At 58.6% G+C, this 24171-nt stretch carries 34 protein-coding genes; 28 read left to right on the plus strand and 6 right to left on the minus strand.

The window, feature by feature from the left end:
* Positions 1-27 precede the first annotated feature (27 nt).
* From Q5H33_RS00130 to Q5H33_RS00145, 4 genes are read left to right on the plus strand one after another with little or no spacing between them, the layout of a single operon-like run.
* Positions 28-309, plus strand: coding sequence for a hypothetical protein (locus Q5H33_RS00130; protein ID WP_085393136.1), 282 nt, complete (start codon positions 28-30; stop codon positions 307-309).
* Positions 306-515: a hypothetical protein gene (locus tag Q5H33_RS00135; protein ID WP_042990446.1), complete on the plus strand. Its 210-nt coding sequence runs from the start codon at positions 306-308 to the stop codon at positions 513-515. Before Q5H33_RS00130 ends, Q5H33_RS00135 begins: the two co-directional genes overlap by 4 nt.
* An 8-nt stretch (positions 516-523) precedes the next feature.
* On the plus strand, positions 524-967 hold the full coding sequence (locus Q5H33_RS00140) for a hypothetical protein (protein ID WP_033500302.1): 444 nt from the start codon (positions 524-526) through the stop codon (positions 965-967).
* A gap of 54 nt (positions 968-1021) precedes the next feature.
* A complete protein-coding gene (locus Q5H33_RS00145) occupies positions 1022-1336 on the plus strand; it encodes a hypothetical protein (protein WP_302422393.1) in 315 nt (104 codons plus the stop codon).
* A 54-nt stretch (positions 1337-1390) separates the two neighbouring features.
* Here Q5H33_RS00145 and Q5H33_RS00150 read toward each other — a convergent pair whose 3' ends face one another.
* Positions 1391-2263 (minus strand): hypothetical protein, encoded by an 873-nt coding sequence (locus Q5H33_RS00150; protein ID WP_151913046.1) that lies wholly within the window; start codon positions 2261-2263, stop codon positions 1391-1393.
* Between the two features lie 209 nt (positions 2264-2472).
* Between Q5H33_RS00150 and Q5H33_RS00155 the strand changes: the two genes are divergently transcribed.
* Positions 2473-4098 (plus strand): ATP-dependent DNA helicase RecQ, encoded by a 1626-nt coding sequence (locus tag Q5H33_RS00155; protein ID WP_118331899.1) that lies wholly within the window; start codon positions 2473-2475, stop codon positions 4096-4098.
* Position 4099: 1 nt separating this feature from the next.
* Positions 4100-4312, plus strand: a complete 213-nt coding sequence (locus Q5H33_RS00160; RefSeq protein ID WP_117805641.1) for a helix-turn-helix transcriptional regulator — start codon at positions 4100-4102, stop codon at positions 4310-4312.
* Between the two features lie 70 nt (positions 4313-4382).
* Here the strand turns inward: Q5H33_RS00160 and Q5H33_RS00165 are convergent, their stop codons facing one another.
* Positions 4383-4574, minus strand: a complete 192-nt coding sequence (locus Q5H33_RS00165) for a DNA-binding protein (RefSeq protein ID WP_179141979.1) — start codon at positions 4572-4574, stop codon at positions 4383-4385.
* Between the two features lie 54 nt (positions 4575-4628).
* Positions 4629-5075, minus strand: coding sequence for a hypothetical protein (locus tag Q5H33_RS00170; RefSeq protein ID WP_042991307.1), 447 nt, complete (start codon positions 5073-5075; stop codon positions 4629-4631).
* A gap of 549 nt (positions 5076-5624) precedes the next feature.
* Here Q5H33_RS00170 and Q5H33_RS00175 point away from each other — a divergent pair.
* The 20 genes from Q5H33_RS00175 (at position 5625) to Q5H33_RS00270 (ending at position 21341) form a co-directional block, all read left to right on the plus strand.
* On the plus strand, positions 5625-6266 hold the full coding sequence (locus Q5H33_RS00175; RefSeq protein ID WP_118331898.1) for a hypothetical protein: 642 nt from the start codon (positions 5625-5627) through the stop codon (positions 6264-6266).
* A 73-nt stretch (positions 6267-6339) separates the two neighbouring features.
* Positions 6340-6675, plus strand: a complete 336-nt coding sequence (locus Q5H33_RS00180) for a hypothetical protein (RefSeq protein ID WP_042991303.1) — start codon at positions 6340-6342, stop codon at positions 6673-6675.
* A 375-nt stretch (positions 6676-7050) separates the two neighbouring features.
* Positions 7051-7620 carry a hypothetical protein gene (locus Q5H33_RS00185; protein ID WP_046999533.1) on the plus strand — a complete coding sequence of 190 codons (570 nt, stop codon included), beginning with the start codon at positions 7051-7053 and terminating at the stop codon, positions 7618-7620.
* A gap of 313 nt (positions 7621-7933) precedes the next feature.
* Positions 7934-8284: a type II toxin-antitoxin system Phd/YefM family antitoxin gene (locus Q5H33_RS00190; protein ID WP_195400326.1), complete on the plus strand. Its 351-nt coding sequence runs from the start codon at positions 7934-7936 to the stop codon at positions 8282-8284.
* Complete coding sequence (locus tag Q5H33_RS00195; RefSeq protein WP_085393130.1) at positions 8281-8610, plus strand: type II toxin-antitoxin system RelE/ParE family toxin; 330 nt, start codon at positions 8281-8283, stop codon at positions 8608-8610. Before Q5H33_RS00190 ends, Q5H33_RS00195 begins: the two co-directional genes overlap by 4 nt.
* Before the next feature lie 416 nt (positions 8611-9026).
* Positions 9027-9701, plus strand: a complete 675-nt coding sequence (locus Q5H33_RS00200; protein ID WP_302422402.1) for a hypothetical protein — start codon at positions 9027-9029, stop codon at positions 9699-9701.
* A 102-nt stretch (positions 9702-9803) separates the two neighbouring features.
* Positions 9804-10004, plus strand: a complete 201-nt coding sequence (locus tag Q5H33_RS00205; protein ID WP_033500385.1) for a hypothetical protein — start codon at positions 9804-9806, stop codon at positions 10002-10004.
* Between the two features lie 92 nt (positions 10005-10096).
* Entirely contained in the window at positions 10097-10390 is a 294-nt protein-coding gene (locus tag Q5H33_RS00210; RefSeq protein WP_195400330.1) for a hypothetical protein, read from the plus strand.
* A 374-nt stretch (positions 10391-10764) separates the two neighbouring features.
* Complete coding sequence (locus tag Q5H33_RS00215) at positions 10765-11028, plus strand: hypothetical protein (protein WP_042991447.1); 264 nt, start codon at positions 10765-10767, stop codon at positions 11026-11028.
* A gap of 76 nt (positions 11029-11104) precedes the next feature.
* Positions 11105-11464: a hypothetical protein gene (locus tag Q5H33_RS00220; protein WP_046999525.1), complete on the plus strand. Its 360-nt coding sequence runs from the start codon at positions 11105-11107 to the stop codon at positions 11462-11464.
* 18 nt (positions 11465-11482) lie between these two features.
* Positions 11483-12214: a DUF2786 domain-containing protein gene (locus Q5H33_RS00225; RefSeq protein WP_302422405.1), complete on the plus strand. Its 732-nt coding sequence runs from the start codon at positions 11483-11485 to the stop codon at positions 12212-12214.
* Positions 12215-12584: 370 nt separating this feature from the next.
* The gene (locus Q5H33_RS00230) at positions 12585-13220 is read left to right on the plus strand and encodes a PolC-type DNA polymerase III (protein WP_118331892.1); all 636 of its coding nucleotides are present in this window, start codon (positions 12585-12587) and stop codon (positions 13218-13220) included.
* A gap of 57 nt (positions 13221-13277) precedes the next feature.
* The gene (locus Q5H33_RS00235; RefSeq protein WP_042991164.1) at positions 13278-13631 is read left to right on the plus strand and encodes a hypothetical protein; all 354 of its coding nucleotides are present in this window, start codon (positions 13278-13280) and stop codon (positions 13629-13631) included.
* Between the two features lie 49 nt (positions 13632-13680).
* Complete coding sequence (ssb, locus tag Q5H33_RS00240; protein ID WP_118331891.1) at positions 13681-14172, plus strand: single-stranded DNA-binding protein; 492 nt, start codon at positions 13681-13683, stop codon at positions 14170-14172.
* A gap of 67 nt (positions 14173-14239) precedes the next feature.
* Entirely contained in the window at positions 14240-14659 is a 420-nt protein-coding gene (locus tag Q5H33_RS00245; protein ID WP_302422407.1) for a hypothetical protein, read from the plus strand.
* Between the two features lie 593 nt (positions 14660-15252).
* On the plus strand, positions 15253-15570 hold the full coding sequence (locus Q5H33_RS00250) for a hypothetical protein (RefSeq protein WP_147351048.1): 318 nt from the start codon (positions 15253-15255) through the stop codon (positions 15568-15570).
* A gap of 221 nt (positions 15571-15791) precedes the next feature.
* Entirely contained in the window at positions 15792-16328 is a 537-nt protein-coding gene (locus Q5H33_RS00255; RefSeq protein WP_085393125.1) for a hypothetical protein, read from the plus strand.
* 9 nt (positions 16329-16337) lie between these two features.
* Positions 16338-16883 (plus strand): hypothetical protein, encoded by a 546-nt coding sequence (locus Q5H33_RS00260; RefSeq protein ID WP_033500260.1) that lies wholly within the window; start codon positions 16338-16340, stop codon positions 16881-16883.
* Between the two features lie 7 nt (positions 16884-16890).
* Positions 16891-21081: a MobF family relaxase gene (gene mobF / locus Q5H33_RS00265; RefSeq protein WP_302422410.1), complete on the plus strand. Its 4191-nt coding sequence runs from the start codon at positions 16891-16893 to the stop codon at positions 21079-21081.
* Positions 21024-21341: a hypothetical protein gene (locus tag Q5H33_RS00270; RefSeq protein ID WP_302422412.1), complete on the plus strand. Its 318-nt coding sequence runs from the start codon at positions 21024-21026 to the stop codon at positions 21339-21341. Before mobF ends, Q5H33_RS00270 begins: the two co-directional genes overlap by 58 nt.
* Before the next feature lie 215 nt (positions 21342-21556).
* Here the strand turns inward: Q5H33_RS00270 and Q5H33_RS00275 are convergent, their stop codons facing one another.
* Positions 21557-21769, minus strand: coding sequence for a hypothetical protein (locus Q5H33_RS00275; RefSeq protein ID WP_055054403.1), 213 nt, complete (start codon positions 21767-21769; stop codon positions 21557-21559).
* Between the two features lie 363 nt (positions 21770-22132).
* On the opposite strand from Q5H33_RS00275, the gene Q5H33_RS00280 reads away from it, so the two are divergent.
* Together Q5H33_RS00280 and Q5H33_RS00285 are read left to right on the plus strand one after the other, a co-directional pair.
* A complete protein-coding gene (locus Q5H33_RS00280; RefSeq protein ID WP_046999516.1) occupies positions 22133-22393 on the plus strand; it encodes a type II toxin-antitoxin system Phd/YefM family antitoxin in 261 nt (86 codons plus the stop codon).
* Positions 22394-22395: 2 nt separating this feature from the next.
* On the plus strand, positions 22396-22647 hold the full coding sequence (locus Q5H33_RS00285) for a Txe/YoeB family addiction module toxin (protein WP_065438749.1): 252 nt from the start codon (positions 22396-22398) through the stop codon (positions 22645-22647).
* Between the two features lie 200 nt (positions 22648-22847).
* Here the strand turns inward: Q5H33_RS00285 and Q5H33_RS00290 are convergent, their stop codons facing one another.
* Positions 22848-23744, minus strand: coding sequence for a Fic family protein (locus Q5H33_RS00290; protein ID WP_065438748.1), 897 nt, complete (start codon positions 23742-23744; stop codon positions 22848-22850).
* A 66-nt stretch (positions 23745-23810) separates the two neighbouring features.
* Positions 23811-24164 carry a hypothetical protein gene (locus Q5H33_RS00295; RefSeq protein ID WP_055054404.1) on the minus strand — a complete coding sequence of 118 codons (354 nt, stop codon included), beginning with the start codon at positions 24162-24164 and terminating at the stop codon, positions 23811-23813.
* Positions 24165-24171 lie beyond the last annotated feature (7 nt).

A 24171-nucleotide genomic window follows, 5' to 3' on the forward strand; every position in this document is an offset into this window, starting at 1 on the left:
CCGGCGGAAAGGACAGAAATGATAGGAATGACCAGACCGAAAGCAAAAGACCGTCCACGTGGTAAGCCGTTCGACGAGCCGGAACGCAAATACCTATGCAGTCTCGACATCATCGACGCATGCACCGAGAAAAGAATCACCTGGAACAAAACCTTCATCGAATACGCCGAAAAGGAACTCGAAGCAGGCTCCCGACCGGTTGACATTTTCCGTGGAGCGGGAGTCGGACCGGAACTCATCGGACGGAAACGCATAGAACGATGCGTGGCGCGATGGCGGGCCAAGATCAAGAAAGAGGAACGGCAATGAGCGTCCGGAACGACGACAACATAATCAAATCCCTGGTCATCCTCGCCGTCTGCATAGTCGCGATGCTGATGGTCTGCACGGAATGCGCGCTACTGCCACAATACGGTTGGCTATGGCTCATCCTCCTGCTCATCCTCGCCATCGCCGCGGTGTTCAGCGTGGTGATGGGCATCAAAACATGGCTGGACGAACACGGAAGGAAATAGGATCGATCATGGAAGAACATGCCGGAAAACTCTGGTTCGGCATATGCGCGGGACGTACGGTGCCTTCGGCACGTCTCGCCCTCGCAGGAACACGGATCACCGCGCTGGACAAGACCAACACGGTCATGGAATGCTTCATGGACCCTTCCGTCGCCAAGAATCCCGACCCCGTATGGGCGGCATGCCATGCGATGGACATGACATTGACCGGGCCGCGAATACCCGAAGACGTCGTACCCAGCCTGCCGCAGGCCATATGGGTGGAATTCATGGGAATCGACGAGAAACCCGACAGCGACGATTACGAGATCGCCGTCGACCTGGTCGCCGGCGACTTCTACTACAGTCCGAACCTCAAGGACGACGGCAACCGCAAAGGATTCGCACTCTGCGTCCAACACCTCACCGACTACATCGCCAGCCAGATGGACGAGAAGAAATCCCATGATTGAACCTGCAAGCACGCTCGACATGGACGACGATATCCGCGGCCGCATGATCGCGAGATGCGTGGCATACATGACGCAACGGAAGATCCCGATACGGGACACACACGGGCGGTGACCTGCCTGCTGGCCTCCAACGCCGGCCGGATCGACGGGGCCACGAACGTGAAGGTACGCAGCTACCTTACGGACACGCCGGCCGAAACGTTCCAATCATTGGAAACGATGAAACAATGGATGGGCGTGCGCAAGGCCCTGGAATACGCCGCGATCGGAAGAATCGAACCCGACAAGTCGTCCGGACTGGCCGGAACGCCGGACGAGACCGGCACCCTCATCCGATACTTCATACTGACCTTCATCGACCGGAACTAACCGACGTGACGCAAGGCCTATGCGCCGAACCTAAAAAGCATGGCGCATGGGCCGTTAGTCCTTCGGATATCCGATCAGCTCATGGTCCGTCCAATCAACAAGCCGACCATCGATACGGTCCACGTCCAACAGCCACACCTCGTCGCGCCGCGGATTGAAGAAACCCAACCGCCGGACCATCCGATACTCGTCATGCACGGAATGCAATCCCATACGCCAGTAGACCAGCAACTGCAACGTGTACATGGGATTCGGCCTATAGGAGCTCACCTTGAAATCCCACAACGTGTCAGCGGTGAGGAAATCGCCACTACCCGACGTGATCCGGTCCGTATACCCGCCCTCGAAGTCGAAACCGTCCCACACGACCGGACCATACTCGTCGAAAAAGGCACGCGACCGGGCCACCATACGCGTGAGATTGAAATACGTCGCATCATCCGGAACCATGCGCCGCGGACGCCAATACTGCGGTCCACGACGCGACGCCGCATCGAAATCAAGCAGCAGGCACGCTGCACGCGCCGACGCGGGAGAGAAATCCGTCACACGGGACAGCAGGGACTCCGCGTATTCGCCCTGTCCGACCAGCCGCGCACCCAACAAGGGAACATGGAACGCGACCCGCACGGGAGTGCCCATCGCCACACGGGTCATGTAATCCACATACAATCCCGCAAGATCGGGCGGAACGGTCTCCATACTCCGCGGATACAGGCTTTTCCGGTCGGCGAGTCCGACCCTGTCGAACAAGGACAAGGGCAGCAGGCCCTCCGGCGGCTGGGAGACCAGACGGATACGCGTGGTCACGGGCATGGGATGACGGCGGCGTTCCCTCTCGCGACGCGCGGCATCCTCCGCCTCCAACTGGCCGACCGGACGCAGATCCATCCCAGTGGAACCATCGAACCCGTAGAAACGCGGCATGCGAACCTCCCTATGGAATCGTCACGCGCCCGCAGGCCCATCGACTGCGGATAACGGGAAAACGTTCCACGGGAGCATCGGATAAGCGTTGCATGTCCGGAAGATGCAACACTTAAAACAATCCAAAACAAATATCACAGTATTGTGATATACTGGTCTGTGTCGGGAGGGCACAGGCCGAGCCCGAAACGGAAGAAGGAAACCCGCACATGATGAAAGTCAACATCCTCGAAACCGACACCGGACGCATCCGCGAAGACGAACTGCGCGACTGGTCCCAAGCCGCGCTCAACCAGCTCGACAAGGCCTACGGCTACAAGTCCTTCCGCCCGGGCCAGCTCGAAGCCGTCAACACCATCCTCAACGACCGCGACCTGATCGCCGTCATGCCGACCGGCAGTGGAAAAAGCGTCTGCTACCAGCTTCCCGCGATGCGCGAAGGCCATCTCGCGCTCGTCGTGTCCCCATTGCGCGCCCTCATGCGAGACCAGGTGCAGGCGTTGCAGGCCAGGGGAGTGGCCGCGGCCCTCATCGACAGCGGAGTGACCCCGAAGCAACGCCAAAGCATCTACGCCATGGCCCACGGCGGAGGACTCCGCATCCTCTACGTCGCACCCGAACGCCTGTTCGCAGACGATTTCCTGTTCTTCAGCCAATCCACACGCATCGACCTGATCGCCGTGGACGAGGCCCACTGCGTACTCCAATGGGGCCACGACTTCCGCCCGAACTACCTCAAAATCGGCGAATTCATCGCCGGACTGCCCACGCGCCCGGTAGTGGCCGCGTTCACCGCGACCGCGACCCGCCGGCAGGTGCCGGAAATCGCCCACGCACTGGGGCTCGACAATCCCATCATGCTCGGCACGGGCTTCGACCGTCCCAACATCCGATTCGACACGATCGAACTCAAGCCGGCCGCGCGGAAGAAATTCATCACCAACTGGGCGAAAGCCAAGCAGGGAAGCGGCATCGTCTACTGCACCACCATCCGCCGCTGCGACGAGCTCGCCGAAACCCTGCGCGAGGCCGGCATCGACGCGGAAGCGTTCTACGCGCCCCTCACCGACAAGGAGAAGGCACGCATCCAAGACGGATTCCTAACCGGCTCGCCACGCGTGATCTGCGCGACCACCGCGTTCGGCATGGGCGTCGACAAGCCCGACGTACGCTGGGTCGTCAACGACGGCCCCTGCGAAAGCCTGGAAGCGTTCTACCAGGAAGCGGGACGCGCGGGAAGAGACGGCAAACCAGCACGAAGCGTCATGCTGTGGACCGGCGGCGACTTCGCCGACTGGAGGCGCCGCCTCGCCGACAACGCGGGAAACGCGCTCGAAGACCCGAAGGGCCGCGCCAAGGCCCAACAGGCCGCGTTCGACCGTCTCCACGCCATGAGCCGCTACTGCGAAACCGACCAATGCCTTCGCGGCGTCATCCTCGACTATTTCGGCGACACCGACCACGAGGAATACTGCGACAACTGCGGAAACTGCACGTACGTGCAGGACTGCGACCCGACCATCCAGGCAAGCCATTCCACGAAAAAGAAGAACGGGAAGGGAAGCGTCCAGGACACCGAGGTAATCGACACGACGATAGTCAGGTTCGTCTACGCGCGCGAACGCCTGCTCGGCTTCGGATACGGCATCCGCAAGACCATCCGCAGTCTCGTCGGCGATACCGGCGAAGGCGTGGACGACAGGGGAATCGGCGAATTGGAAGGATACGGCGCCCTCGAAAACGTGGACGAGGACGTCATCGAAGCACGCATCCACACGCTCATCGACGACGGAACCATCTACGTAGGCCAATACCACACGCTACTGGAGCCATGAAATGGGAAAAAGAACATCGAAACTCGCCGAACTCCGCAAACAGGCCGGCCTCAGCCAGGTCGAACTCGCAGAATTGAGCCACATCAGACAATCCAGGATCAGCGAATTCGAGACCGGACGCTACTCCACGGCCAACATGAGCCTGAAAACCGCGGCCAACCTCGCCCGCGCGCTGGGAGCACACGCCGAAGACCTGCTGGAAGACAATGAATGACGCCTAAACCACTGCCTAACTGCTGACGATACGGACATATCTCCGCCTGTTTTTGCCTGTTTTTGCGGCCCTATTCGGTTTCGCGTCCAACACCGGCTTCCCCGGCGGCAATCTGGATCACGCCGCGGGCCTTGGATATGTCGTCGAGGGAGGCCTGAAGGAGCGTAGAATCGCCGGTCTCGGCCATCGCGTTGAAGTACGCGATGGCGTCCTCATCGCTCTCGATGTATTCGCCGGCATCGAATTCGCTAATGTTCGTCACAAGCATTTCCTACGCCTCTTTTAAATCCATGTGGTTTTCTTGAGATTCGATCCGTTAACGGAGCAGGTCGAACTGGTAGTCGCGGCCATCATCCAACGAGTCCGCAGCACGGACCACCGCGTCATTCCAAATGCTCGCAGGCCATCCCGCCATCTTCGGGAACGCATGGGCGAACGCGCGGTCGGACCTGTACATCGGCACATGCACCACGCCTTCCACATCCGGTTCCAATCCACGCAGGAAAGGCACCGCCCACCGGCATAACGCGTCACGTACCTGGCCGATACGATCCAGGATTTCGGGCAGGGAGTCCTGCACCCAATACGGCGGAGTGTCATGACCATTCACGCCTTCCTCCCAACGGGAGACCGTATGCTGGCCCACCGGCCGCGGATCAGCCGGATCCTTCGGCGAAAGCAAACCGATGCACACGCCCAGATCGGTCTGGCTCAATCCGAGCTGCCGACGGCGGGTCTCCAATTCGATGCAAGTGAACGCCATGGCTCTTCTCCACTCCCTGTTTCCGAAAAAAGGCGGGACCGGGCACGGCAGAAGCCATCCCGGAAAACAAATCCCATCGGGGATTCTAACACGTGGGAAAAAGACGGCCCCTCCGGAAATTTTTGAACGTGAACATCCGTGAAAAACGGATTAATCCCAAATTGAGAAATTATAGGATGAGTGCTCCGGAGGGAAACCGTCTCGACGATACCACGTGTACGGCCACCGATATCAGCCGGCCACATGGCCGGGAACAACGGACCCTCCGCTGACGCTTCGGGGCAAGCCCGACAACGGAACATGCCCCGCCATGCCCATGCGCGGCGGGGCCTGGAAACGGAGCGGCGCACAGGCGCGCCGCCATCCACTGTTTTCTTTTGGACCGTTTGCCTACGGCAAGGATCGTAACCGCCTCCACGTCCGCGCCACGCGGTCCGGCCCCCAAGGGATCCGTCGTGCTCGCGGACGCTCCGACGGCTAACGCTATCGCTCGACCAAACGGTCCGAAAGAAAAAATCAGGGACCGATTCAATCCAAGGAGACACGAACATGAACGACAGCATCAAGCATTCCGACGATGAGGTAGTCTGCGCCGTCACCTACACGTGGGGACAGGTCAAGACGTTTCTGAAGGAACATGGCAGATGCGCGACGGACTCCAACGCCGAGGCATTGCTCGCGGAATGCGGCAATGGAAGCATCGAAACAGGCAAGGACAACCTGTTCTGCGACGCATACGACGAAATCGAACAGTGCCTTTACACTTCGCTGACCACCGCCAGCCTGCCCGACAGACCATGGTACGACCGTCCGAACAGTGAATGGGTGTACGACCGTGAGGAACCAGCCGACCATCATGATGCCGACGAGGACGAAGCATGGTACGGCACATACTGCCATGTCGGCATCCACGGCGGAAACCAATGCCGGTGCTGCAACACCTGCTCACAATGCGGCAGGCACATGTGCGAGGCGTGCACCGTCCGATGCTCCACGTGCGGCAGCGTCATCTGCGACAATGACGCGAGTGAGACCAAGGACGGCGAATGGGAGTGCGTCGAATGCGAACGCGAGCACGATCCCGAGAAAAGCCGTCTGCTCGACGCCCTCGAAAACTATCAGGGCACGATACGCAGCGAGAAGGCCGAGAGCGAACGCCGCATCATCCTCGGCTTCATCGACAGCCTCTGAAAAAAGATTGGGGGTTGCCATCCATCCGTGACGGGTCGGCAAACCCCATAGATTCCGGAAAAGGAGGAAAGACATGGAAATCAGGGACACCATACAGTCAGACGACATCAGGTGCGACGGATGGATCGATAAAGACACCGCCGAAGCAAGCATCCGGCAGACGGAAGCGACTCTGAAACGCTACACGCCGGTCTACGACGCCCAATGCAAGGAATATCCGCGTGGCGTCGAACCATTCCGCGACTGCATTTTCGCTGAGTGGCATGTGGACACCGACGAAGTGGTCTACTGGCTCGACCTTGACAACGACATCCTTCTCGTCACCGACGAAATCGGCTGCGCGCGCATCGACGACATGGTAAGGGACATATGCCGAACATACGCGGCGAGCCACGCCCATTCGGATTGACGAAACCGCCGCAGGGGCGTCGAACCCCAGCGGCGGACCGGCGCCCACCCGGACGGCGCACGCGCCGGGAACAACGGACCCTCCGCTTCGCTCCGGGACGATTCCGACAACGGAACGTGCCCCGCCATGCCCATGCGCGGCGGGGCCGGGAAACGGAGCGGCGCCCCGGGCGCCGTCGCCGAAAGCATTTCCTTGTGACCGTTCGGCTAAAGCCTTTGGATCATAACCGTCTCCACGTCTGCGCCACGCGATACCGAACCCCAAGGGGTTCGGCGTGCTCGCGGACGTTCCGACGGCTAACGCTTCGCTTGACCAAACGGTCACAAGGAAAAAATTTTCGGGAGCAATCCCACACAAGACCCAAGGAGCAACATCATGCATTTCCTCGGAGCGGTCATCGCGGAGAAACAGGACGACATCTATGGAATCCTCGCAGAATGGAGCGAATACGCCGACGTGGACGAATACGTCAAGGAGACCCGAAGCGAAATCATCGCCAACGGCCGCGCCGACGACCAAGCCTACTTGGAGGACCACGGGAACGACACCGACCCCATGCATGAAAAGTTCAAAAAAGCCGCCGCCGGACGACTCGCGCTTGACGACGAGGCCGCGCTCAAGGCGTACGCCGAATATCGCAGGCTCAACCTCAACGAGGACGGAGACGCCGTGTCCACGTTCAACGAGGACAGTTTCTACGACTATTACGAAATCGGAGAATGGGAGGGAGTCGACGCCTTGCAGGGAATCACATGCCGTGAACTGGCCGACCGGTACAACCGCGAGGACGCTTTGGCAAGAACCGCCATAGGCAGTCTCTGCGTCATCTGCAAGGAAGGCTGGTACGACGGCGGACTGTGGAACGACACCACCACAGCAACGGTGCTGAACGAACTCGAACGGAACACCGGCAGGAAGGTCTGGTGGCTCAACTTCCACGACTGACCGCGCGACGGGCCGGCGTCCTCCCATCGGAGGATGCCGGCCAAGAACCGACCTCGCCGCATATGCCGTGCGCAGGCTGGAAATCCGCCGCATCATCATCCCATCGGCGAATCTCGCCGGAACGACCATCCCCACCGGCGTCGAGGTCATCGGACTGGGCCGCATCGACGAGCTGCTGAACCAGTGACGGCCGATGCGGAAAACGCCGTGGCGGACCACCGGAAGTTCCGGCGGTCCGACACCTCTCCCAATCGGCCGGATTCACGGCAGACATGCATGGATTGAGCCCACACATGCTAAAATGGTATTAAATATGGTACAGATACCAGATAAGGAGATTGTCATGTTCAATTCGTTGGATGTGCTTGACGACCTCGTGCCAGTCAGCGAGCTCAGCAACGGGCGGACCTCAGCCGTGCTGAACAAGGCCGACCGCGCGCCCGTCATCATCATCAAGCGCAACAAGCCGTCCTATGTGCTGATGGGCATCAACGACTATCAGGACCTTCTCGATCGTCTTGAGGACACGGAGGACGTCCGCCTCGCGGAAAAACGCATCGAGGACAACAATGGCCGGGCGACCATCCCCAACGCCGACCTGATGGCCGGGCTCGGCCTGACCGAAGAGGACATCGCGGGCACGCCGACCCCGGAGATGGCGTGAGCTGGCGGGTCGAATGGCTCGAAGAAGCCGCGAAGGACATGCGCAGACTGGGCAAGACAGAACAGAAACAGGTGCTCAAAGGCATCGCCAAGGTCAGCGAGAATCCGCTGCCATCCAGTCAGGGCGGATACGGCAAGCCGTTGCGCAACGCGAACCGAGCCCATCTGGCCGGACTGTGCAAAATCAAGTTCAGGGACCTTGGAATCAGAGTGGTATACAAGCCGGTTCTCAAGGAAGGAACCATGGTCATCATCGTCGTAGGCGTCAGAACGGATGGCGAAGCCTACCTGAAGGCCGATGAAAGGCGCGGACGGCACGCACTCTGATAAGCGGGCTCATCGAATGGGGGTCGGGCATTCCTACCAATGGAATGCCCGACCCCCATCATTTTCCGGCCCCTGAAGCCGCCGGAGCCCACCCGGCCCGGCGCGTTCCGCGCCGGGGGAGACGGACCCTCCGCTTCGCTCCGGGACGATTCCGACAACGGAACGTGCCCCGCCATGCCCATGCGCGGCGGGGCCGGGAAACGGAGCGGCGCATGGACGCGCCGCGACCCTTTTATTTTCTTTTGGGCCGTTTGCCTACGGCAAGGATCGTAACCGCCCTCGCGTCCGCGCCACGCGATACCGAACCCCAAGGGGTTCGGCGTGCTCGCGGACGTTCCGGCGGCTAACGCTATCGCTCGACCAAACGGTCCAAAAGAAAAAATTCAGGGACCGACAGGACATCAAGGAGCGACATCATGCAGCAGAACATCATCTGGACCAACGACACCGACCAGATCGACGCCATCATCGACGACTGGAAGCAGAAGGCGGCGCACCTCGCCACGGCCATGGCCGAAAACCCGAAAGAGACCATGGCGGACGCGACGTACGGTGTGGACGTCATCCTCGAAAAGGCATGGAAATACGTCGTGGGGGAGTGCGAACTGCCGGCCCCGCAGCGACTCGTCGAAGCCATCGAATCCATCGACGAATACGACGCGAACGTCCGTATCGCCGCGGACGACCTCAACACTGAATACCGTGCCGACGAGCGGGACAACCTGCGTCACCTCGAGCTCGCGCATCCCGTCATCATCCTCGGCAAGGCCGGACTCTGGAACGGCAGCCGCACCATCGCCAGCGTCGTGAGGTTCGACAACATCGGCGACATCATCTCCGACAGCCCATGGACCGGTATGGAATACGAGACCTGGAAGATCGACGGCCACGACGACCTGAGATACGTCGGCGTCCACCACGACGGGGTCAACACCTGCACCTTCCGCGAGCTCAAGACCGACGGGCACGGCGAAAAACCCATCGAAGAGAACGACCTGCGCGCCCTGCTCAGGGCGAGCCGCCCCCTCGGGCCACTGGTGCGAGAAGTCTACGGCATGCCCGCACCCGCGAAAAAACACGGAAACCGTTGAAAAAGACAAGCCACAACCGGAAAATATCACAATACTGTGATATAATGGGGGCTATCGGCAAGACATAGGCCAGCCGAAACCCCCAGAACGAAAGGGACAACAATGCTCGAAGCATTCAACGAACTCATGGCGGACCCTACATCCCGCGCCGAACTCGTCGGCGGACTGGTCGAAGTCCTCATCTTCATCATCCCCGCGGGAGCGTACGCGCTCTCATTCCGGATCCGAGCCTCTCTACGCCGCTTGCGCTACGGCACCGATCGTCCACGCGTCATCATCGGCCATGCGACCAACTCCTATTAGAGACGCATTCCGCCGACATGGCGGTCCGGAGGGAGTTCCGCCGACCTCCGGATTATTCCCTTGCAAACCGGTGGAATCAAAGGAGCCGCATTATGAGCGACATCGACGAAAATTCGGACCGCAGGCTGTCCGATACTTCCGAAAAGTACGAAGGAACGGAACATTACACGCTTGTCAAAACCAAAGACGGATGGCATGGCGACCCAGACGGTTACAGCTGGCAATGGTTCGACTTCCCCGACATCACATTCACCGATGACGGCGACTGCCATTTCGAACTGGAGGCCGAAGCCATCGACATGGCGGTCGAACTTGACACCTACCGGGAATTCCTCGCCATCCTCTCCAGAGAGATAGAAGAACTCCGCCAGCAAATCGACGGTTAGACAGGCAAGCCCGAATCCGCCCGCGGGACATCGCGGGCGGATGCCTCCGGCGGCCAGAGGACGGCTAACGTCCTCTGGACTCCACGCGCCGGGAACCGGTTCCCGGACCCAATAATGGCCAAACCGCGCCACGGAGGCCGCGGCCCGGCCGGAGGGAAATGGAGCGGCGCCCAGCGCGCCGCGACCCTTTTATTTTCTTTTGGGCCGTTTGCCTACGGCAAGGATCGTAACCGCCCTCGCGTCCGCGCCACGCGATACCGAACCCCAAGGGGTTCGGCGTGCTCGCGGACGTTCCGGCGGCTAACGCTATCGCTCGACCAAACGGTCCAAAAGAAAAAAATTCAGGGACCGGTTTCATCCAAGGAGACACGAACATGAACCACTGCGCATACGAACGGCAGTCCAAGCCGAGGAACATCGAAGTGAAGGGCCTGTACGGCAGGTGGGACGTCCAGCTTCACGCGACCGTGGACGGCGGTCGGGAATACTGGTGGGTCGAGAACGCCAACGGCATCGACGGCGAGGAAGGCTATTGGACCACCAGGAACGAGGCGGGGGAGTACGAATACTTCTGCGACGCCGGCTGGGGCGACGAGGCGAACGCCATCTGCCATCTCGAAGACGCCATCGACGACTGAAAAGAAAAACGTCCGGCCTCCATATCGGGTCGGACGCCCGTGAACATACGGAGCAAGAGAAACAGGAGCAGGAAAAATGTGCAACTACAAGCTGACCGTCACCCTTGAGAAGAGCGTCGACGTCGTGGACGGCGGCGGCTGGGTCACCGGCATGACGTGGCGCAAGGCCGTCATCCTCGAAGCCGGCGAACGCGCAAGCGTCCTCGCCCTGCGCGACCTGCTCAACCAATCCAAGCCCGCCATGGACGATCTCGGATACATGCTGTGGGACCGCTGCTACGGAATGTGCAACCGCCAGTGCTGGCAGTGGGAATTGGTTTCGGCGCACAGCACCTGCGTCAATGAAATCCTCCGCAAGGCCGGCATCGACTGGCCGGCGGACGGCATTCCCAGCATTGACAAGCCCATCATCACCATCAACCTCGCCATCAACTGACCTTCGGAAAGGAGAACGATGGACGCCGAACGAATCATGGAACGAGTGCGCAGACTGCTGGCGATAGCCAACGATCCCGCAGCGTCCGACAACGAGCAGCGCATAGCCCTCGAACAGGCCCAAAGGCTCATGGACCGGCACGCCATCGAGGAATGGCAGCTCGAAGAGGACCACGACGCAATCGAGATCATCCGCCGTATGATCCACCTGGAAGCCAACCCATGCAACTGGTACATGGCTGAACTCGCCAACATCGTCGCACTGGGAAACCGATGCCGGGCGTCATACGGATGGCGGCGGGCCGGGAACGGACGGAACGTCGTCTGCTCCATCAGCATTTACGGAGCCCGCTCCGACGTGGACAAGACCGAAGCCATCTGGACGGCTATGGAGACCAGCCGAGCTGCCATGTGGCGGGAACGGGCCAGGACGACACCACGCGCGAAAGCGAACGCGGCATGGAGGAACGGCTATTACCGCGGATTCCAGGAGGAGATCGCCCGCAGATACGCAATCCTCCGGCGGGAGATGGAATCGGATGGCGCCGGCAGGGACCTCGTCACCGTCCGCGGCAGCCAGGTCGAACAATGGGTCGAAAAACACGTCACCTTCAGCGACAGTCGGCCGAAACTCTCCAAGCCCACGGGATCCAGCCAGTCGGCCTACCGGCACGGACGACAGGACGGGGCACGCCAGGCCATCGGACTTAAGGAGACCGGCAAGGTCGCCGATTGGGCTCTGGAAAAGTAGGAAGACACCTGCAAAATATCACACATGTGTGATATACTTGGGGTATCGGCAGGGCATAGGCCAGCCGGTATCCCCACAGTGAAAGGGAAATCGCCCATGGATACGATTCGGGACTGACTCGCGCACGCCGCGCGGTCACGCGCCGCATATCCCTGATGGAGTCCCCTCTGACCGACGAAGAGCTTCTGCTGCTAGACGGCTGGAGCCCCACGCCCACGGCTCTGTGGCGTCTTAAGGCCAGAGGGAGTATTGACTGAAGCTCTAGCCTCGCATCGGTTCGACCGACTCCGAAAAATCGACTTCCATCGAAAAATCTTTGGTTCCATCCACTCCGGACGGAACCACAACCATGAAAGGAAACACAACAAAAATGTATTGGGAACGCTATATCGACCGTCGCAATCCGCGCCGCATCGAACCGCTCGACAAGCCGATCGACACATACATCATGCTTGACACGGAGACCACCGGCCTCCATCCCGAGGAGGGAGCCACGCTCATCGAGATCGGCGCCCTGTTCGTGCAACCCGGCAACGAGAACAGCAGGCCGAAGTTCGAGCAGTTGATCGACCCGCAGCATCCATTGACGGAATTCATCACGGGCCTCACCGGCATCACCGACCGCATGCTCCAGGGCATGCCGACCGCCGGCGCGGCGATGATGCGCTTCCACCAGTGGATCGACCATGTCTGGCCGGCGGGGGAGCCGTTGACCATCATCGCGCACAACGCTCAATTCGACGTCAGTTTCCTTGACGTGGCCGAACGTGTCTACGATCCGACCTCGCCAGTGTTCGACTGCAAGTGGGCGTGCACGAAGGAGATGAGCTGGGAGCTCAACCCGCAGAAGCGTCATCACCGCGTCGCGGACCTCATCGTCGACTACCACATCGGAGACGTCGAGGAACACCGTGCGCTGTCCGACGCGATCCAGGAGCAGATGCTCTACCAAGCGCTTTGCGCTGAGGCCACCAGGCGAGGGAAGTGGAATGAAAGGGAAGACTGACATGGTTGCACGAAGCCTAGCAGAGAACAATTATCCAGCGGAAGAAGGAGGGTTGAAATGAGCATCGTGGCAGACGAGGCGGAGGATTACGCAAACAGTCAGGACTACGACTGCTGCCAGATCATCGAAGGAGCATTCACCGTCGGCGACGCGATCATCGAAGCGTACGCCGCCGGACGACTCGCGCCTTCCACCGACGCCGGAGTCGAAGCAGCCGCCGATTTCTTCACCTCTCATCTGAGCATGCTCGGATCGGCGTCAAGCTTCATAGACACAGGCCGGGCGAAAGACCTCGCGCGCGGAATGCTCGACGCGGCGCGAAAAGCCATAAACCGCCCAGCAACAAGCCAAATTCAGAGAACAAGCATGGGACTGAGTGGGCACATGGAATATCGACATACGATGAAGTGAGAAGGATAAGCCCACCACATGGGCCGCAATTCGAAAGAAAGGACCAATCATGGCGACAATCAACCAGATTCCCATGACCCTCATGGGCAATCTCGTCTCCGATCTCGAACCCAAGCGCACGGCAGGCGGCAGGACCGTCGTCAACTTCCGCGTAGCCCAAACCAGCGTCACCGAGAAGAACGGCAAATGGGAGGACGGCGAGACCACGTTCATCCGCTGCGTAGCCTACGGCATCCTGGCGGACCATATGATCGCCTCCGGCATCCGCAAGGGCACCAGGGTCATAGTCAGCGGACGATACGTGCAACGCGACTGGCAGACCGAGACGGGGGAGAGGCGAAGCAGCTACGAGCTCAACGTGGACGATCTCGGCGCCTCCGTCCGTTACGCCACCGTCCAGATCACCAAGGCCACCGCCAACGCCGGCATGCAACACGCTCCGCTGGTCCAACCGCAACAGCAGACGGCCCAGCCAACGAATGATCCATGGCCCACTGCCACACAGGACCAGTTCGCCGAACCACAGGAGCCGGCCTTCTAGAAAATCCCGCAGATTCGAGCCCATGAAAAACTCATGGGCTCTCTTTTTCTTGGGAAGCAAACATGATGTGATCTTGTCATTATCGAAGTCCGAAAGGTCGGCAGAGGATCAAGCCCTGCTCATGTTCTGCGCCATCACACGCGGACAATGGTTCAACGACGGCAATAAACGTACCGCATTGATGGCAGCGAACCATGTGCTCATCAACGCGGGCATTGGCGTATTCGCCATAAGCCCGTCTCTGAAGCGTGATTTCACTAACAGGCTTCTTCGATATTACGAATCGGACGATCCCGCTCCGTTATGCGCATGGTTGAGAGATTATGCCATTGGCCGGCTGCCGGGAGGGCTCACCTCCGCGGAGTCGCGGAGACTTGAAACCGAACGGATCAAGTCGGGGCGACCTTCCATCGGACTCCCGATACCGAATCCGACTGCCATCACGGAAGACACGGACAATGACGTCCGGTCATCGATGGGCATGTAGAGAAACATGATTGGACCACCGGCCACGAATCCGATATCGGCATGCGGGCCACTGCTCCAATCACATGCCGAGCGGCCGGCAGCAGAATCGGAATGGCCCAAGGAAGCGCCATCGATGGACCCCGACCAACCGATATCGGAGCCAACGCATCGTCCCCGATATCGGACCGGAAAAGAAAAGGACCAGGACCATCCGGAACCATGGACCATATGGTCCATGACCTCAAACCCTTGGAATAAAGCCAAAGGCTCAATTGACCCAAATGAGCCGAACCGATATCGGCATGCGGATCACGTGCCGATATATCGGTCCAGAACCGAAATGGTCCCTTATGGACCATTGATCACAGGCCGTGTCCATAAGGCTTGAAAGACAAACCACCAGCCGATATCGGAGCCGGGGCATGACCTTCGATATCGGCTCAAGCCCACGCCAAACCGATAGGCCAGAATTGAGCCGGCGCATCCTGACCCGTATGGTCCAAACTGCGCGAAGAGAGAGCCGAGCCGATATCGAATCCTCGTTCCGGACTTCCCACCCCGGACCAGGATCATCCGGCTCATGATCGGCATGGTCCCGATATCGACGCGGCCATGTTTGCACGTGAGCGCAAAAGCACTTTTCGTACGAAAACAATGATAGGGGAAAACGAACACAGAGAAGAAAGAATTCAAGAAAGAAAAACCAAAACGAAAAAAGATAGAAGAAAGACCATACAAGAAGAAACAAGAAAAAAGACAACAACAAAAAAGAAGAAAGAACCACAACCAAGACAAAAAGACAGAAGAAACCAAAACAGACCCCAAAACAAAAACTATAAGCATAAAAAAGAAACCACGCGCGTCTTGCACCCGGCTTCGCGGCTGACGCCTGAAAACGGCGGAATACCGCCGTTTTATGGGTGCTGTTAATTCGCTGTCGGGGTTTTGACCCGATATCGGCGAATTAAGAGCGTGGAGAATGTGGGTTGGGTATGGAAAAGGCAGTGAAATATCCCCGTTGCCCGGTGTGCGGGAAGTTGGTCAACCAGAAAAGCGAGGTCTGTCAGAGGACCACGGAGGCGGGAAGGAAGGGCGAGTATCGGCGGTGGCATAGGAAATGTGCCAAGGCTTATTCGAAACGCAAGATTCGGATGGAAAAGACTGACGAGTGTCGGCGTATCGAGAAGGAGCGGGATGATCGTCTGCTGCAGGCGTGGCTCGACCGGCGGGACGCCTTGGAATCTTTGGGTCGTGAGATCGCCGACTACAACGAGATCGCTCCCGGGCATGACAGGGCGGTGGTCGAAATGGTCTATCAGATTACCCGTCAGGCGATATTGATGTTCCAGATCAGTCCGATGATCCCCATCGATTACGGGGACGATTTCCGTTGGCTGTCCGCCGAGATCGGTTCGGACGGGATGAATCTGATAGCCGACAGCGTCCACTGGAACGGCGTGAGACGGTGGAACGACGATCCGGACGTGAGTCCGGAAGGCAGAGCGCCACGCACGTTCATGGGACGCATTGACGAACCGGGCGAACGACTCGAGGACGAATACACGGGCGACCTGGACCACAAGGAGACGACGGTCACCTATGAGACCGCGTTGAAGCATATCTGGCGCGAGGACAACATCGCGGGAGGCCGATGGGCCGACGATCGCGGTCCGTGGACATACAAGTGAGGATCGGTCATGGGAAAGAAGGAAGACCGGCAGCTCATCGGACTGCGCATGCGGGCTTCAGAGATCAAACGCAGACGGCACGAACTGGACGAGAGATACGGGCTGATCGATGGAATATGTCCCATCTGCGGCAAACTGATCCGCAAGCCCAAACGAGGACCGACCGCACGGTTCTGCAGCAGGTCGTGCCGAGCGGCGTATGCCCGGCGGAAACAGGACGCGATCGATTTCAAAAAGAACAAGTCGGCGGAACTGGCCTTGGACCAGTTGAACAGGCAAGGCGGGGACTATCGGAAAAGGGCCGACGGGAAACGAGAATCCACCCTGAACGCGCACAAGGAAATCAAAAGCGCCAGGAAAACCAGTCGGTTCTCATGCATGTTCCAACTGAAAACCATTCTGAGCTATAAGCCGGAACTCATCGGACAGGCGACGGCGAACGGATACATCGCGAACCTCATGCGCGCTATTGACCAGTACGGCTCGCAGGGTGATGCGGAACGCCTGCTCAGGCATCTCGGATACACGGGGCCGATACCCACCGGAGACAAGTGAACAAACCATGTCAATGAACCTCACCAAACTCAGCAACGCCGAATACCCGCTCCGTGACGCGCGGGAGGCGATCGATGGCGACAACGCGTTGAACCCTGCCGACCCAACGGCATACTATACGGCAACAGGCAACCCGCCAGGCTATTGGATCGGCAAAGGAGCCGAGCTCGTCGGCGGCAAGGTCGGCACCACGGCATCCAGCAAAACCGTGCGCGAGCTCATCAACGAACGACGCAACCCGTCCAACGGCCAATACCTCGGCGACGTGAAACTGGTCGAGGGAGACAACGGCGAAGCTCCGGTCGCCGGATTCGACTTGACCACACGACAGCCGAAAAGCATCAGCATCCTCTGGGCATTCGGCGATAAAGAGACCCGTGACGGAATCGACGAATGCATGCGCAGGGCCACGGAAATGACCATCGAATATTTCGAAAAGGAATACGCGACCACGCGCGCGGGCCAGGGCGGCGTCGCCAGCGTATCGGCCGACGGGGTGGCCGGCTTCGTGTTCGACCATTACGACAGTCGCGACGGCGACCCGCAGCCACACGAGCACGTCGTCCTCAGCAACCGCGTGCGCCGTTCGTCCGACAAGGTCTGGACCGCGTTGGACGGACGGAAGATCTACGCAAGCCTGGTCGAGATCAGCGAAGTGCATGAGAACCTGCTCCAGGACCTGCTCACAGAACGGTTCGGTTGGTCGTGGACCCTCAGACAGGACACCGGCACCAAAGCCGTGGTCAACGAGGTCGAGGGAGTGCCGCAGGAACTCATCGACGCCTTCAGCGGACGTCACGCGGAAATAGCCAAACTGGTCGAAGAGAAAATCAAAGAAGAGGAACGGCAGACAGGCAAGGAAGTCGGTCCGAAACGCAAGGCGCAAATCGATCTCGAAGTGTGGAGGAACACGCGCAAAGCCAAACCGGCAGTCCAACCATCCCTGCAAGCCAAACGCGAACACTGGTACCGCAAGCTCGGCGAAGTCGCACCGGATATCCAACTCGACCAGATGATGAAGGACGTGAACTCGCATAAAAGCAGTCTCATGCATGTGGACGCCGAATGCGAGGAAGACGTGGCCAGACTCCTGCTCGGCCAGCTCGCCGACCTCACCCAACTCGCCGGAGGCGGCGAGGAATACCTCGACCGGCAGGCCCAGGCCACAATCCAGGCCACGACCCACGCGCACACCACATGGACCCGCAGCAATGTGAGGGCCGAAGCCCAACGCCTGCTCCGAGGCGTGCGCATAGACCCCAAGCAGCGGATCATCGTCGCGAACAAGATCGCCGACAGGGCGCTCGGCCAATGCGTCAAACTCACACCCGACCGGTACAAGCTGCCGGAAGACATGATGGATGATCTGAGCCTCGCCACGCACCAGGGCCGAAGCGTGTTCGACGACGCGGACCTCGACAAATACACGACCAAGGACGTGCTTCAGGCCGAACAGTACATGATCGAAGGATTCAACAAGACCGCCAATGTCGGCTACGCGCATGGCGAAGGCGAGAAATGGCTCGACCGGTGGAACGAAAGGAAACAAGCCCAAGGCGGCTATCCGCTGGCAGAGGACCAGAAAAAAGCGGCCGCGTACGCGTTGGAGAATCCACGACTGGTCAGCAGCATCATCGGACCGGCCGGCACGGGAAAAACCACGACCATGAAGGCCGTGGCCGAGGCATGGCAGGCACGGTACGGCGCGGGAAGCGTCCTCGGCCTCGCTACCAGCCACAAGGCCGTGGAAGAACTACGCAACAGCATCGGCTGCGACAGCAAGACCATCGCCATGCTGATGGCCCTCAACGATCCCGAACGGATCAAAGCCGAGATCCAACAGGAAGGCAGACTCCAACAACAGTTGAGGAACGCGTCCAACCCGTTGGAACGACTGCTCGCCCGCATCAACATCACTGCCAACCATGTCACGGACTCGTCGAACACGATCAAACCCAACCAGCTGATCATCGTGGACGAGGCCGGCATGGTCGACAGCAGAAACCTGCAATGGATAACCAGGCTCGCAGAAATGCGTGGCGCGAAGGTCCTTCTCACCGGTGATCCGAAACAGCTCGACTCCGTATCCGGCGCGGGCGGCATGCTCGGCTACGCGGACCGGCATGACCAGTGCGCGAGACTGTCAAGCATATGGCGTTTCACCGCCAAAGCGGAGAAATGGGCCAACGATCCGGAAGGAGCCGCGTCCCGCCGCAGGTGGGAAGGTGAACCGGAAGCGACCCTACGGCTACGCGACGGCGGCGACCGGTTGGACGAAGCGAGCGTCAACCAGTGCCGGCAGCTCGTGGACGAATATCTGGCGCATGACCGCATCCACTGGGGCGAGGACGCGGACGTGGAGGAAGACGCGTACCAGATGTGCATCAAATGGCAGTCGATGGGCAAGTCGACATTGCTGATCGCCGGAACGAACGCGCAGGTACGCGACATCAACAAACGGTTCATCCTCGAACGGCGCGCGCAAGGCAAAAGCGAAAGCGACCCGGACAAACTGTTCCAACTGCGCGATGGGCTCGACGTGGGATCCGGAGACCAGATCGTCTGCCGAGACAACATGAAGGACATACACGGCCAGAACGGACGATCGCTCGAAAACGGCATGACGTTCAGGGTCATCTCCACCGGCAAGTCCGGCGCACGATGCGTGAACCTCTCCGATAACACCGTCTGGAACATTCCAAAGGAGGTCCTGCGGAAGGCTTGCGAGGCGGGCTACGCTGCCACCGTCCACCGCAGCCAGGGCATGACCGTGGACCGGTGCGCCGCCCTGTTTCCATCTGACTCGAACTCGGCGTGCAATCTGCAGTACGTGGCCGGCACGCGTGGCAAGGAGGAAAACCATTTCCTGTTCGGATGCAAAAGCGAAGAGGACCGTCATATCGACCACATGCTCACCGGCGCGGAAGAAGACCCGAGGAAAATCGCCATGAGCCGCATGCTCGACTCGCTATTGACCCACACGGAGACCATGACCGCGACCGAAACCATGGAACAGGAATACAAGGACCGGTACGATCTGAAACGGCTGCTCCGCGAACACGATTACGCGGCCGGCCTCATCGCCGGCCCCCACCTGCTCGCCATGCTCGGCAAGACGCATGACGCGAGGACCGTGGACAAGATCAAACGCAGTCCAAGCTTCGAATGGCTCCGTGGAGTCTGGTCCCGCGCCTACATGACCGACCCGAAGCGCGCCACCGCCATCATCAGACAAAGCCTTGAGAAGAAGCCACGCAGGCTCACGGCGGAGAAGGCCGAACATGCCGCCATCCACGCGGCACGCGGCATGATGCCCGCGGCCGGCACGGAAACAGGCGGCACGTTCACGCTCGACATGGACGCGCCATCCGACATGATCGAAACGGTCCGGCACATGATGGACGAGACCGGCATCCCATACCATGAGGAACCATCCCTGGACCCCGGCCGCAGCCGGTTCAGCATGGACGAGCGGTACACGCCGGCGGTCAAGGCCATGCTTGACGCGCATATACAGGCCCGGGACGATATCGACCAGTCCATGTTCCCCGAATGGGAAGCGTTGCGCAAAACCGCACGCGGGATCATCAACGACGATCCGGACCTGAAAAAGAAAAACCGGCCCGTGGAACCCGACTGGGCGGCGACCATAGCGGGACGATTGAACGCCAACCTGTTGGACCGGGTCAACGGTAGCGTGCACGACGATTGGGTGGGTGGCATCCTGCCTCCCATACGCTCCCGCAAGCATGACGCGGCCCTCGACCTGGTGCGGCAGAACGAACGGCTCATCGAAACCAGGATCGACAGCCTCGAACAGGAGGCGCGCCGAACCAAGCAGGCATGGGTCGGCCAGGTACTCGCCGCGGCCGGGGACTCCGACAAGCGTCTCCTGCGCGACGTCGTCGTCTACCGCGCCATGTGGAGTGTGGAGGACGCCGACAATCCGCTAGGGGAGAGGCCTCCTGCGGAAAGCGGCAGACAGGAACAGCATTGGGCCAACCTCAACGGCCGCATCAACCACACCTTCACCACGGTCAAGACCACGAAAACGCAACGCATGCAGGCATACCAGCCGATACAGGCCCAGCCGCACGTGGAACAGACGACACTGGAAACCGGTCACGAAAGGACAACGACATGGCATACACCATTCCAGGATTCCTCAAAACCCTCACAGAATGGCTTGTCTCAGTAAGCCGATGGTTCGATGGCTGGGACATCACAATACTGGTGCCGGCGCTCATCATCCTCACGGTGATCGCCGGCGTGACCGGCCGCGCGGCCACCGGGCCGAGACTCTGGATGCAACTCGTCTGGGGAACGGTGACCGTCATCCTCGGTCTGATCGAAGTCGCCATCATCTGGACCGTCATCGCCCGTTACCTGCCGGTCGCGGACATGGGCACGCTCATCCAGAACATGCTACAACGCAAGCCGCTGCTCGTTACCGAGTAAGCGGAGGAACGGTCCCGCTCGAAGAGGCTGTGGGGTTGGAGGAACTCGGAGTGAAGGTTCCAACGCTCACGCTAACCATGGAATAACCTTTTTATGTGTTGCAGCAATATGTGCTGCAACACATAAAAACAGTCCTGATTGAAGAATCAAACCAATCCACACGAATCAGGAAGAACTGTTCGCAGTTCCTCCAATCCAATAGGCGAATAGATTCATTAGACTTTCCCATCGAGTCCAAATCTGCCGGTCTGGATGATTCCGTTTTTCATAACCTCATACTGTTCCGCGAAGCATAGTAATAATGCATTGATATTTTGCGGCATGCGGAGTTCTTTTGGCTCACTTTCCTCGTCTTTGCTAAGAAGTGTGCCACTGTATCCCGCATCGCATTCTGGACGGTCGAGATGCACCGCCATCATCTGGACCATGGGACCGCCGTGCGGACTTTCCAGTTCCTGCAAAAAGGCTTTCTCGACATGAACGATGATATCGGCTAACAGGGAAGTGCCGGTTGAGGCACTGCTAACCTCTCCCGTTCTTCACGGCGAGCAAGAAGTCTTTTGGGAGAGCCGAAACCGGCGGGGTGGTCTCATTTCCATCCCCCGACCAAGCATTGGGTCGGTGGATTGTCGTTTATGGGACTCCCTAGAATATAAACAATCTAAACATATATAAAACATTATATGCTTCTATAAAGCTCTATAAAACAGTATAGATGAATCATGCTTGAGTCTTTCCGACTTTTGTTGTACCATTTTCTGTACATGTAATTGTCGTTGAAGGAGGATGGCATGGTCACGGCGGTCGCGTACACCAATTTCCGCAAGGATTTGAAATCATATCTACGTCGCGTGAACGATGACGCGGATATGCTTCTGATCACCAACAAGGATCCGAGGGACAACGTGGTGGTGATGAGCGCCGACGATTACGATTCGCTTATGGAGACATTGCGCGTTTACCAGAATCCCGGATTGTTCGATAAAGTCCGCCGTGGCATGGCACAGGTACGCTCAGGTTCCACCGATTCACATGATCTGGTCGGAGAGTGATAATGCTGCGTTGGACTGATGACGCGTGGAACGATTACCTGTATTGGCAGGTTCAGGATAAGAAAACCCTCAAGCGGGTCAACGCGCTGATACGTGATGCGATGCGTTCTCCATTCGCGGGTCTCGGCAAGCCAGAGCCGCTCAAATGGGAACTGCAGGGTGCGTGGAGCCGCCGCATCGATTCCGCAAACCGCCTGGTATACATGATTGAGGACGGCGACTTGTGCATTCTGTCCGTCCGTGACCACTATTGAGAACGCGGTGGCTCTGGTCTCGGCAAGCTTGGCGTAAGACTCCGCTCGATAAGACTGTGGGGTTGGAGGAACTTGGCATGGAGGTTCCGACGCTCGTGTTGACCATGGACTGATCTTTTTATGCGTTGTGGCAGTGTAATCCACAACACATAAAAAGATCAGTCCACCATATGTTGTCCGCTTTTGCTTGACTTCCTAGTTTAATTGAGTTCGTGAGTTGCTATGCCGGCAGATGTCTCATTATCCACTGATGGATCGGGCTCTGGTAAAGGATCGCTCTGCGTACTTTGGACGGCAAAATAAGAATCTCGCAGGTTTTCCAATTCTATAGGTGAATTGAAAAGAGCCTTTTCCATAAAACGACGAAGAGGAGCCGGATCCTTGAAGTCGGGGTCGAAAGTATTGTCAAGTACAAGAGCGTCTCGGAAATATTGGGCGTTGGACGCGAAAGGCTCATTGCCGATTATGAATCCAAGCTGTCTGAGGTACAGTATCGCGAATACAGCAGTCGTTCGAGTGTTTCCTTCACGGAATGGATGAATTTGCCATACTCCAGAAATGAATCCAAATGCAGAGGAAGCGATTTCATGCCTGCCGATTTGGGGATACTTGGCCTGTCGTCCTTTTTCTTGACCGAAATCATAATCCAGCATCTCTCCAATCAGATGGAAGGGAGCGTAAGAAACTGAATCTCCTTGAAGAACTGGCTCCTTTTTGGTCAGATTGACCTGCCTCCACTGTCCAACCCAATCATTTTTGAATACGCCGTCAAAAAGATGACGATGAATCTGCCTGAGCATCGGGGGAGCGAAGACGAATGATTCAGTCTGGAGGAGGGAACTGATTCTGGTGGATACGATGTCAGCTTCAAAATGCTCCGCCTCTTCACTATCCGCGGAATGGTATTCACGTAGACGATGCTCGACTTCGGCATAGGAGGCTTTTCCCGAAATCTGCTCCTTGGACTGTTCTATAGCGTAGTCTGACGGGGTAAGTCCGTCCGCGGCCTGCAGGCCAAAGCCAATGTCCCAAGCGTTGGAGCGAGTCGCCGGGGTTCCCTCATCGGTTGATACATAATATACGTCTTCAGGCAGCAAACCAGAGTCCTTTCATGCCAGGCAGGTGAAATCGTCTGTCGAACAATTCGAGTATATCCCCAGTATCTAGTGATTATTTGACCCTTCTTTGGTCCGATCATCCTGTTCAATGGCGTGGTAGATATCCACCGCCGTCATGCCCTTGAGCTGCCCGTGAGGAAATTCTCCCGCGAAACTGAGCAAGGACGTGAACGGGACGTCAAGGACGTCGCAAATCAGAATTGCCTCATCGATAGTCATCTTTCGCTCATGGGAGACAAGCCTGCGCAAACTGTGGTATGGCAGGCCGCAATCGGGATGCCTGTCGTGGATCAAGGCCAGAAATCCATTTACATTGAGGTGTCTGTCCTTCAGGATCTTTCTCACATTGTCCATGGCTATGCAGGTGATCGAAAGAGAAGGTGGTGAAGAAGTGCGCATACGGTGA

The organism is uncultured Bifidobacterium sp., assembly GCF_959020145.1.
Taxonomy (GTDB): Bacteria; Actinomycetota; Actinomycetes; order Actinomycetales; family Bifidobacteriaceae; genus Bifidobacterium.

What these genes read in the sequence shown, in the direction of transcription:
- Q5H33_RS00130 (WP_085393136.1), top strand. Translation starts at nt 28, where the DNA reads ATGACCAGACCGAAAGCAAAAGACCGTCCACGTGGTAAGCCGTTCGAC.
- Q5H33_RS00135 (WP_042990446.1), top strand. Translation starts at nt 306, where the DNA reads ATGAGCGTCCGGAACGACGACAACATAATCAAATCCCTGGTCATCCTC.
- Q5H33_RS00140 (WP_033500302.1), top strand. Translation starts at nt 524, where the DNA reads ATGGAAGAACATGCCGGAAAACTCTGGTTCGGCATATGCGCGGGACGT.
- Q5H33_RS00145 (WP_302422393.1), top strand. Translation starts at nt 1,022, where the DNA reads ATGCGTGGCATACATGACGCAACGGAAGATCCCGATACGGGACACACA.
- Q5H33_RS00150 (WP_151913046.1), bottom strand. Translation starts at nt 2,263, where the DNA reads ATGCCGCGTTTCTACGGGTTCGATGGTTCCACTGGGATGGATCTGCGT.
- Q5H33_RS00155 (WP_118331899.1), top strand. Translation starts at nt 2,473, where the DNA reads ATGATGAAAGTCAACATCCTCGAAACCGACACCGGACGCATCCGCGAA.
- Q5H33_RS00160 (WP_117805641.1), top strand. Translation starts at nt 4,100, where the DNA reads ATGGGAAAAAGAACATCGAAACTCGCCGAACTCCGCAAACAGGCCGGC.
- Q5H33_RS00170 (WP_042991307.1), bottom strand. Translation starts at nt 5,075, where the DNA reads ATGGCGTTCACTTGCATCGAATTGGAGACCCGCCGTCGGCAGCTCGGA.
- Q5H33_RS00175 (WP_118331898.1), top strand. Translation starts at nt 5,625, where the DNA reads ATGAACGACAGCATCAAGCATTCCGACGATGAGGTAGTCTGCGCCGTC.
- Q5H33_RS00180 (WP_042991303.1), top strand. Translation starts at nt 6,340, where the DNA reads ATGGAAATCAGGGACACCATACAGTCAGACGACATCAGGTGCGACGGA.
- Q5H33_RS00185 (WP_046999533.1), top strand. Translation starts at nt 7,051, where the DNA reads ATGCATTTCCTCGGAGCGGTCATCGCGGAGAAACAGGACGACATCTAT.
- Q5H33_RS00190 (WP_195400326.1), top strand. Translation starts at nt 7,934, where the DNA reads ATGGTACAGATACCAGATAAGGAGATTGTCATGTTCAATTCGTTGGAT.
- Q5H33_RS00200 (WP_302422402.1), top strand. Translation starts at nt 9,027, where the DNA reads ATGCAGCAGAACATCATCTGGACCAACGACACCGACCAGATCGACGCC.
- Q5H33_RS00205 (WP_033500385.1), top strand. Translation starts at nt 9,804, where the DNA reads ATGCTCGAAGCATTCAACGAACTCATGGCGGACCCTACATCCCGCGCC.
- Q5H33_RS00210 (WP_195400330.1), top strand. Translation starts at nt 10,097, where the DNA reads ATGAGCGACATCGACGAAAATTCGGACCGCAGGCTGTCCGATACTTCC.
- Q5H33_RS00215 (WP_042991447.1), top strand. Translation starts at nt 10,765, where the DNA reads ATGAACCACTGCGCATACGAACGGCAGTCCAAGCCGAGGAACATCGAA.
- Q5H33_RS00220 (WP_046999525.1), top strand. Translation starts at nt 11,105, where the DNA reads ATGTGCAACTACAAGCTGACCGTCACCCTTGAGAAGAGCGTCGACGTC.
- Q5H33_RS00225 (WP_302422405.1), top strand. Translation starts at nt 11,483, where the DNA reads ATGGACGCCGAACGAATCATGGAACGAGTGCGCAGACTGCTGGCGATA.
- Q5H33_RS00230 (WP_118331892.1), top strand. Translation starts at nt 12,585, where the DNA reads ATGTATTGGGAACGCTATATCGACCGTCGCAATCCGCGCCGCATCGAA.
- Q5H33_RS00235 (WP_042991164.1), top strand. Translation starts at nt 13,278, where the DNA reads ATGAGCATCGTGGCAGACGAGGCGGAGGATTACGCAAACAGTCAGGAC.
- ssb (WP_118331891.1), top strand. Translation starts at nt 13,681, where the DNA reads ATGGCGACAATCAACCAGATTCCCATGACCCTCATGGGCAATCTCGTC.
- Q5H33_RS00250 (WP_147351048.1), top strand. Translation starts at nt 15,253, where the DNA reads ATGTTTGCACGTGAGCGCAAAAGCACTTTTCGTACGAAAACAATGATA.
- Q5H33_RS00255 (WP_085393125.1), top strand. Translation starts at nt 15,792, where the DNA reads ATGGAAAAGACTGACGAGTGTCGGCGTATCGAGAAGGAGCGGGATGAT.
- Q5H33_RS00260 (WP_033500260.1), top strand. Translation starts at nt 16,338, where the DNA reads ATGGGAAAGAAGGAAGACCGGCAGCTCATCGGACTGCGCATGCGGGCT.
- mobF (WP_302422410.1), top strand. Translation starts at nt 16,891, where the DNA reads ATGTCAATGAACCTCACCAAACTCAGCAACGCCGAATACCCGCTCCGT.
- Q5H33_RS00270 (WP_302422412.1), top strand. Translation starts at nt 21,024, where the DNA reads ATGGCATACACCATTCCAGGATTCCTCAAAACCCTCACAGAATGGCTT.
- Q5H33_RS00275 (WP_055054403.1), bottom strand. Translation starts at nt 21,769, where the DNA reads ATGGTCCAGATGATGGCGGTGCATCTCGACCGTCCAGAATGCGATGCG.
- Q5H33_RS00280 (WP_046999516.1), top strand. Translation starts at nt 22,133, where the DNA reads ATGGTCACGGCGGTCGCGTACACCAATTTCCGCAAGGATTTGAAATCA.
- Q5H33_RS00285 (WP_065438749.1), top strand. Translation starts at nt 22,396, where the DNA reads ATGCTGCGTTGGACTGATGACGCGTGGAACGATTACCTGTATTGGCAG.
- Q5H33_RS00295 (WP_055054404.1), bottom strand. Translation starts at nt 24,164, where the DNA reads ATGCGCACTTCTTCACCACCTTCTCTTTCGATCACCTGCATAGCCATG.